This is a genomic window from Microbacterium sp., from assembly GCF_041909575.1.
Taxonomy (GTDB): domain Bacteria; phylum Actinomycetota; class Actinomycetes; order Actinomycetales; family Microbacteriaceae; genus Microbacterium.
On the sequence record NZ_JAYRDE010000136.1, the window covers coordinates 1 to 7,015 of the forward strand.

A 7,015-nucleotide genomic window follows, 5' to 3' on the forward strand; every position below is an offset into this window, starting at 1 on the left:
GATATCAGGCGTTCATCGGCGCCGTGGTCGCCGCGATCCTGCCTGGCGGGCCCGTCGCCGCCGTCGTCGTGTCGATCGTGCTCGCCGTCGGCATCGGCGTCGCCGTCGACGCCGTGCTCGCCCGGCGGCTCCGGTAGCGCCGGGCCGGAGCATCCCGCCGCCCCGCCGCGTCTGTTCCACCGCGCCACATCGCGACCCCGCTGCCCCGGCGCCCGCAGAACGGCGCGGCGGAGCGGAGGTCGGCGGCAGACGCCAGGATGGACGGGTGAGCGAAGCGAGCGGTTACGACGAGGCGTTCCTCGGCATCCCCCTGCCCCTCCCCACGACGCTCGGGGACGGACCGACGCGGGAGCTGACCTATCCGCGGTTCACCGTCGTGCTCCACGCCGAGCGGCGGTTGGCCCTCACGACGGCGGTGAACATCGACGGGGCCGCGCTGCGCGACCTCCCCCGCACCGGGGAGTGGCGGCTCGACGACAGGGTGCCCGCCTCCGAGCAGACCGGTCCGGCCGTGTACGCCGACAACGACCTCGACCGCGGGCACCTCGTGCGCCGGCGGGATCCGGGCTGGGGCACCGTCGCCGAGGCGCGCGCGGCGACGGAGGCCACGTTCTTCTACCCGAACGCCGCGCCCCAGGCGGGCGGGTTCAACCAGTCCAAGGAGCTGTGGCTGGGCCTGGAGGATCATGTCCTCGCCTACGCCGAGGCCACCGACCAGCGCATCAGCGTCTTCACGGCGCCCGTGCTCGCGCCGGACGATCCCGAGTACCGCGGTGTGCGCATCCCCCGCCGGTTCTACAAGGTCGCCGCGTGGGCGCCGGCGGACGCCGTCACCCCGCGGCTCGAGGCCGCCGGCTTCCTGCTCGACCAGTCGCAGCTGATCGAGGTGCACCAGGGGGCGCTGGCCGTGCCGCGCCTGGGCGCGTACCGCACGTTCCAGGTGCCGATCGCCGACATCGAGTCCCTCGCGGGCGTCGACCTCGGCCCGCTCGTGGAGGCGGACGTCCTGCCGCAGACGACGGTGCGCGGAGAGGGCGGATGGCGCCCCCTCCGCGCACCGGAGGATGTCGTGCTGGGGTAGCGGGCTACTCGCCGGCGAGTCCCCCGAGGAGGTGGCCGAACGAGCGCCCCTCGCCGAGGTAGTTCGCCGGGTCGAACGGGTCCTCGTTCTTGGCGGGCTCCCGGCGCGCGATGGCCTCGGCGAGCTCCCGGGCACCGCGCTCCACGCGCTCGCCGAGCGGCGCGACCTGGTCTCCGGAGGCTCCCCAGTCGCTCGACGCCGCGAAGACGCCGGTCGAGACGGGCTCGGCGTGCAGGTACGTGAACAGCGGCCGGATCGCGTAGTCGATCGCGAGCGAATGCCGCGCCGTACCGGCGTTCGCACCGATGAGCACCGGCTTGCCGGTGAGCGCGTCGGGGTCGAGCACGTCGATGAACGACTTGAACAGCCCCGAGTAGCTCGTCGAGAAGATCGGCGTCACGGCGATCACGGCGTCGGCCGACACCACCGCGTTGATCATCGACTCCAGCGCCGGCGGCGCGAACCCCGTCAAGAGATTGTTCGTGATGTCGTGCGCGTAGTCGCGCAGCTCGAACACGTCGACCTCCACCTCGATGTCGCGCTCGGTCAGCTGCTTCGCGGTGGCGGCGGCGAGCCTGTCGGCGAGCATGCGGGTCGAGGACGGGTTCGAGAGTCCGGCCGAGAGGACGGCGATGCGACGCGTTCCCATGTCAGGCCCCCATCCGGGTCGCGGCGGCGCCGAACGCGGAGCCGGCCTTCACCGGAGCATCCTGGTACGGCGAACCGCCGACGAGGTTGTCGCCTCGGTTGGCGCCGGGCACGGCCTGCCGCGGCGCGGCGTCGCCGTAGACCGCGGCGACGCGATTCGCGTGGGTCGGGGCATCCGGAACCTCAGCCGGACGGCCCCGCTGGAGCTCCTTGCGGAGCACCGGCACGACCTCGCCGCCGAGGATGTCGAGCTGCTCGAGAACCGTCTTGAGCGGCAGCCCGGCGTGGTCGATGAGGAAGAGCTGCCGCTGGTAGTCGCCGTACGTCTCGCGCATCGCCGCGTACCGGTCGATGACCTGCTGCGGCGATCCCACCGTGAGCGGGGTCATCTCGCTGAAGTCCTCGAGGGTCGGGCCGTGCCCGTAAACGGGCGCGTTGTCGAAGTACGGCCGGAACGCGTTCACGGCGTCCTGGGAATTCTTAGCCATGAACACCTGGCCGCCCAGGCCCACGATCGCCTGCTCGGGCGTTCCGTGCCCGTAGTGGGCGTAGCGCTGGCGATACAGCGTGATGAGCCTCTGGTAGTGCTCCTTGGGCCAGAAGATGTTGTTCGCGAAGAAGCCGTCGCCGTAGTAGGCGGCCTGCTCGGCGATCTCGGGGGTGCGGATCGAGCCGTGCCACACGAAGGGCGCGACACCGTCCAGCGGGCGGGGCGTCGACGTGAAGCCCTGCAGCGGCGTGCGGAACTGGCCCTCCCAGTCCACGACATCCTCGCGCCACAGACGGTGCAGGAGGTTGTAGTTCTCGATCGCGAGGGGCAGGCCCTGACGGATGTCCTTGCCGAACCACGGATACACCGGTCCGGTGTTGCCGCGCCCGATCATCAGGTCGGCGCGGCCGCCCGACAGGTGCTGCAGCATCGCGTAGTCCTCGGCGATCTTCACCGGATCGTTCGTGGTGATGAGCGTCGTCGCCGTCGAGAGCACGAGACGCTCGGTCTGCGCGGCGATGTAGGCGAGGGTCGTGGTGGGAGAGGACGACCAGAACGGCGGGTTGTGGTGCTCGCCCAGCGCGAAGACGTCGAGGCCGACGTCCTCGGCGTGCTTGGCCACGGTGACCGCGTCGCGGATCTTCTCCGCCTCGCTCGGGGTCGTCCCGTTCGTGGGGTCTTCGGTGATGTCGCTCACCGTGAAGATGCCGAACTGCATCCCCGCCCACGTGGTGCTGTCGTTCACGATCGCTCTCCGCTTCTGCGTCCCGGCGGGGTCTCCGCTCCGGACGAATCTATGCAAATGAATGTATCTCGTGTAACGCGTGCACACCAAGGTTATTCCCGAGCGGATGCCGCGTGCTGCGCCGTCGGCCGCTCCGGTGACTCACGCGCTCGCGAAGAGCGCGAGCATGTCGCGCACGAGCTGATGCGGCGCGCTCTCGCACGGTGCGTGCCCGGTGGGATAGGTCGCCACGCGCGCCCCGATGCGAGCGGCATAGGCGGCGTGCTGCTCAGCGGGCCACAGGTCCTGCTCGCCTACGGCGATGAGCTTCGGGATGCCCGCGGCGGCGACCACGTCGGTCATGTCGGGGGTCGTCATCATCAGCCCCACCACGTCGTCGATGCAGGCGCGTGGCGTCACGGCCATGCGCTCGCGCACGAAGGCGATGCGACCGGGCGGCGTGCGATTGAGGTTGTAGCGGATGCCCCACAGGATGAGTCCGGCCGCGCGATGCGGCGACATGTCCGAGATCGGGCCGATGTGCTTCACCCCGCGGAACACCTGCCCCGTCGCCGGCGGCGCCGACATCAGCGTGAGACTGGCGAACAGCTCGGGTCGCTCGACGAGCGCGAGCTCGGCCAGGAGCGCCGCGAAGCTGTACCCGAGCACGTGCGCGGGCGTCCGCCCGTCCTCGAGGATCGCGAGGAGATCGTCCACGAACAGCGGATAGTCGTAGTGCGCGCGGGGCGGGTCCAGGTTCCACGGCCCGGCGTCCACGGAGCCGTAGTGGCCCGCGAGGTCGAACGCCTCCACGCGGTATCCGGCAGCCGCGAACAGCGGGAACAGCAGGACGAAGTCCTCCTTCGAGCCCGCCACGCCCGACACCAGGACCACCCGCGGCGCGCTGCGGTCCCCCAGGCTGACGCGAGCGAGCGGACCGCTGGGCGCGGCGAACAGATCGCGCTCGGTCCCTTCGGGGAACACCCTCCAGTCGATGTCCGGAATGGCGCGGTCCCGGGCGAGGGCGTCGTCGATCGTCGTCATGACGCGGTCAGACTATCGCCCGCCCCGGCACCGCGTCGTCAGCCCGACCCGCGCGGGCTCGTCCGGATAGTCTGGTGGACGCCCGGCGGGAGGATGAGCATGGCCGACAGCGACGCGTCCGCGACCGGGGCGACACCCACCGGTGCCCTCGCCCGGCCCAGGCGCCGCGTGCCGTTCTGGGACAACGCGCGCTTCGCGTGCATCGTCCTGGTCGTGCTCGGGCACGCGGTGCAGCGGCTCACGTACGACTCCGACATCGCGCTCGGTCTCTACCTGCTCGTCTATGCCTTCCACATGCCCGCGTTCGCGATCATCTCGGGCTATTTCTCGAAGTCCGACTCCCCCAATCGGCGCCAGATGGCCCGCGTGATCACCGACATCCTCGTCCCGTACGTGATCTTCGAGGGCCTCTGGACGCTCACGAAGTGGATCGTCGAGGGCAGGGCCAATCCCAACCTCACCGAGCCGTCGTGGACGCTCTGGTTCCTGCTGGCACTCGGCATCTTCCGGCTCGTCCTCCCTTACCTCGCGCTGCTGCGGTGGCCGCTGCTGTGGACCGTCCTGATCTCGATCGGCGCCGGCTACCTCCCGAACATCGACTCGACCTTCTCGCTGTCGCGCACGCTCGGTCTCCTCCCGTTCTTCACGCTCGGCTGGTGGCTGCGCGAGCACGACGTCGTCGACCGGCTGGGCCTGCTGCGCCGGCGTCCGTGGTGGGCGCTCGCGTCGGCGATCGGCCTGTTCCTCGTCGCGGGATGGGCGGCATGGTTCTTCGTCGACGACTGGCGCGCGATGAACCTGCGGGAGTGGCTGTTCTACGACGACAACTACGCCGCGATCGGCGGCACCATGTGGTGGGCGGGCGGCGTGCGTCTGGCGCTCATGGTGGTCGCGCTCGTTCTCAGCGCGGCGTTCTTCGCGCTCCTCCCCCGCAGCACGCACTGGTGGACCCACTTCGGCCAGTACACGATGTACGTGTACCTGCTGCACTCGTTCGTGCTGTATCCCTTCCGGGAGTCCGGGGTGCTGCGCGATCTCGATCCGACCTGGCTGTGGCTGCCGATCGTCGTCGTCGCATCGGTCCTCATCGCACTGGGGCTGGCCACCAGACCGGTCCGCCGCGTCTTCCGTCCGCTCATCGAGCCGCGGCCGTCCTGGCTCTTCACCGACCCGGCGCTCGCCGGCCGCGAGGGGCGGCGCAGCGACCCGACGGGCTCGCGCCGCCCGCGCGAGCAGCCCAAGGTGCAGGCACGCCCACGTCCCGACCCTCGTCAGAACGGCTGACGCCCGGCCGCGCGGGTGTACACGTCGGCGAGGTGCAGCAGGTGCGGCACCAGCGCGTCGGGCGACTCCACGGTGAAGTCCATTCCGAGCATGCCGATGTAGGCGGCGATGGTCTCCAGGCTGTCGGCTCCGGTCACGAGCACCGAGCTGTCTGCGCCGGCAGCCTCGACCACGCCCACCGCGGGGTTGATCCGCGCCACCACTGCTTCGGCCGGCGCGGCGATCCGCAGACGCGCATGGACCTTCCAGCCGCTCTCGGCGATGGAGCGAAGGGCGAACGCGGTGTAGTCGCCGCCCGCGATCGGCTGCGGGGTGAAGGACCGGCGGGTCGGCATCCGCAGCTCCATCCAGTCCAGGCGGAACGTCTCCCACTCCGCGCTGTCCGGATCGCGGGCCACGAGGTACCAGCGGCGCTGCCAGCTGAGCACGCGGTAAGGCTCCACCCGGCGTACGGCGCCGCGGTAGTCGAATCGCAGCCACTCGGCGTCGCGGACCGCCTGGGCGACTGCGCCGAGGGTGCGCGGATCCACCTCGGGATCGGGCGCGTCGGTCGCCGTGTCCTCGGGCGCGTGATCCAGTGCACCGCCCACGGCGTCGACCATGGGCCGCAGGTGCGCAGGCAGCACCTGCAGCAGCTTCGCGAGCGCGCGAGCTCCGGCATCCTCGATCCCGCTCACTCCGGTAGCCATCCGCAGCCCGACGGCAACGGCGACGGCCTCGTCGTCGTCGAGGAGGAGCGGGGGCAGCTTTCCCCCCGCGCCGAGCCGGTACGAACCGGCGCGGCCCCTCGTGGCATCGACGGGATATCCGAGCGACCGCAGCCGCTCGACGTCGTTGCGGATGGTTCGCGTCGAGACGCCCAGCCGAGCCGCGAGATCGGCGCCCGGCCAGTCCCGGCGGGTCTGGAGAAGCGCCAGGAGTGCGAGCATGCGCGCCGAGGTGCCGGCCACGGGGATTCTCCGATCGGATTCGGATAATAGGAAGAAAGTGTTCCTGATTCGACCGTAGCGTCGAAGACATGAACACCGCAACCACCGCCATCCGCCCGTTCCGCATCGACGTCTCCGACGCCGACGTCACCGACCTCCGCGACCGCCTCGCGCGCACGCGGCTCCCCCAGCCCGCTCCCGTCGACGACTGGCAGTCGGGCACCCCGAACACCTACCTGCGCGAAGCCGTCGACCGCTGGTCCGACGGGTTCGACTGGCGCGCCGCCGAGGAGAGGATGAACGCGCACCCGCATTTCGTCACCGAGATCGACGGGCAGACCATCCACTTCGTCCACGTGCGCTCGCCGCATGCCGGCGCGACGCCGCTCCTCCTCGCTCACACCTACCCCGGCTCGTTCGTCGACTACCTCGACGTGATCGGCCCCCTCGTGGACCCGGTCACGCACGGCGGCCGTGCCGAGGACGCGTTCGACGTGGTCATCCCCGACGCACCCGGCTTCGGCTTCAGCCAGCCGGTCGCCGAAGCGGGGTGGACCACCGCGCGCGTCGCCGCCGCATACGACGTGCTCATGCGCCGGCTCGGCTACGACTCCTACGGCATCCACGGCAGCGACAACGGCGCGCTCGTCGCCCGCGAGCTCGGTCTGATGGACCCGGACGGGTTCCTCGGGCTCCACGTGCTCCAGCTGTTCTCGTTCCCCTCGGGCGACCCGGCGGAGTTCGAGCGTCTCGAGCCGCAGGACTACGCCGGACTCGAGCACATGCAGTGGTTCCAGTCGGTCGGCGGCTACAAC

At 70.9% G+C, this 7,015-nt stretch carries 7 protein-coding genes; 3 read left to right on the top strand and 4 right to left on the bottom strand.

Annotation, left to right across the window (positions count from 1 at the left end; translation table 11 throughout):
• Window positions 1-265: 265 nt before the first annotated feature.
• Complete coding sequence (locus ACE3O1_RS14060) at window positions 266-1,081, top strand: DNA/RNA non-specific endonuclease (RefSeq protein ID WP_374316083.1); 816 nt, start codon at window positions 266-268, stop codon at window positions 1,079-1,081.
• Window positions 1,082-1,085: 4 nt separating this feature from the next.
• Here ACE3O1_RS14060 and ACE3O1_RS14065 read toward each other — a convergent pair whose 3' ends face one another.
• The 3 genes from ACE3O1_RS14065 to ACE3O1_RS14075 all read right to left on the bottom strand — a co-directional run bounded on the left by ACE3O1_RS14065 (window position 1,086) and on the right by ACE3O1_RS14075 (window position 3,987).
• On the bottom strand, window positions 1,086-1,730 hold the full coding sequence (locus ACE3O1_RS14065; protein ID WP_374316085.1) for an FMN reductase: 645 nt from the start codon (window positions 1,728-1,730) through the stop codon (window positions 1,086-1,088).
• A gap of 1 nt (window position 1,731) precedes the next feature.
• Window positions 1,732-2,937, bottom strand: a complete 1,206-nt coding sequence (locus ACE3O1_RS14070; RefSeq protein WP_374316095.1) for an LLM class flavin-dependent oxidoreductase — start codon at window positions 2,935-2,937, stop codon at window positions 1,732-1,734.
• Between the two features lie 168 nt (window positions 2,938-3,105).
• Window positions 3,106-3,987 carry an alpha/beta fold hydrolase gene (locus ACE3O1_RS14075; protein WP_374316087.1) on the bottom strand — a complete coding sequence of 294 codons (882 nt, stop codon included), beginning with the start codon at window positions 3,985-3,987 and terminating at the stop codon, window positions 3,106-3,108.
• Window positions 3,988-4,086: 99 nt separating this feature from the next.
• Here ACE3O1_RS14075 and ACE3O1_RS14080 point away from each other — a divergent pair, with 99 nt between their 5' ends.
• Complete coding sequence (locus ACE3O1_RS14080) at window positions 4,087-5,271, top strand: acyltransferase family protein (RefSeq protein WP_374316089.1); 1,185 nt, start codon at window positions 4,087-4,089, stop codon at window positions 5,269-5,271.
• Here ACE3O1_RS14080 and ACE3O1_RS14085 read toward each other — a convergent pair.
• Window positions 5,259-6,221 carry a helix-turn-helix transcriptional regulator gene (locus tag ACE3O1_RS14085; protein ID WP_374316091.1) on the bottom strand — a complete coding sequence of 321 codons (963 nt, stop codon included), beginning with the start codon at window positions 6,219-6,221 and terminating at the stop codon, window positions 5,259-5,261. The two genes, ACE3O1_RS14080 and ACE3O1_RS14085, sit on opposite strands and share 13 nt — an antisense overlap.
• 68 nt (window positions 6,222-6,289) lie before the next feature.
• Here ACE3O1_RS14085 and ACE3O1_RS14090 point away from each other — a divergent pair.
• The coding region (locus tag ACE3O1_RS14090; protein WP_374316093.1) for an epoxide hydrolase family protein at window positions 6,290-7,015 on the top strand (726 nt) is incomplete at its 3' end.

Coding starts and splice junctions, on each gene's coding strand:
- ACE3O1_RS14070 (WP_374316095.1), bottom strand. CDS start 2,937: ATGCAGTTCGGCATCTTCACGGTGAGCGACATCACCGAAGACCCCACG.
- ACE3O1_RS14080 (WP_374316089.1), top strand. CDS start 4,087: ATGGCCGACAGCGACGCGTCCGCGACCGGGGCGACACCCACCGGTGCC.
- ACE3O1_RS14075 (WP_374316087.1), bottom strand. CDS start 3,987: ATGACGACGATCGACGACGCCCTCGCCCGGGACCGCGCCATTCCGGAC.
- ACE3O1_RS14065 (WP_374316085.1), bottom strand. CDS start 1,730: ATGGGAACGCGTCGCATCGCCGTCCTCTCGGCCGGACTCTCGAACCCG.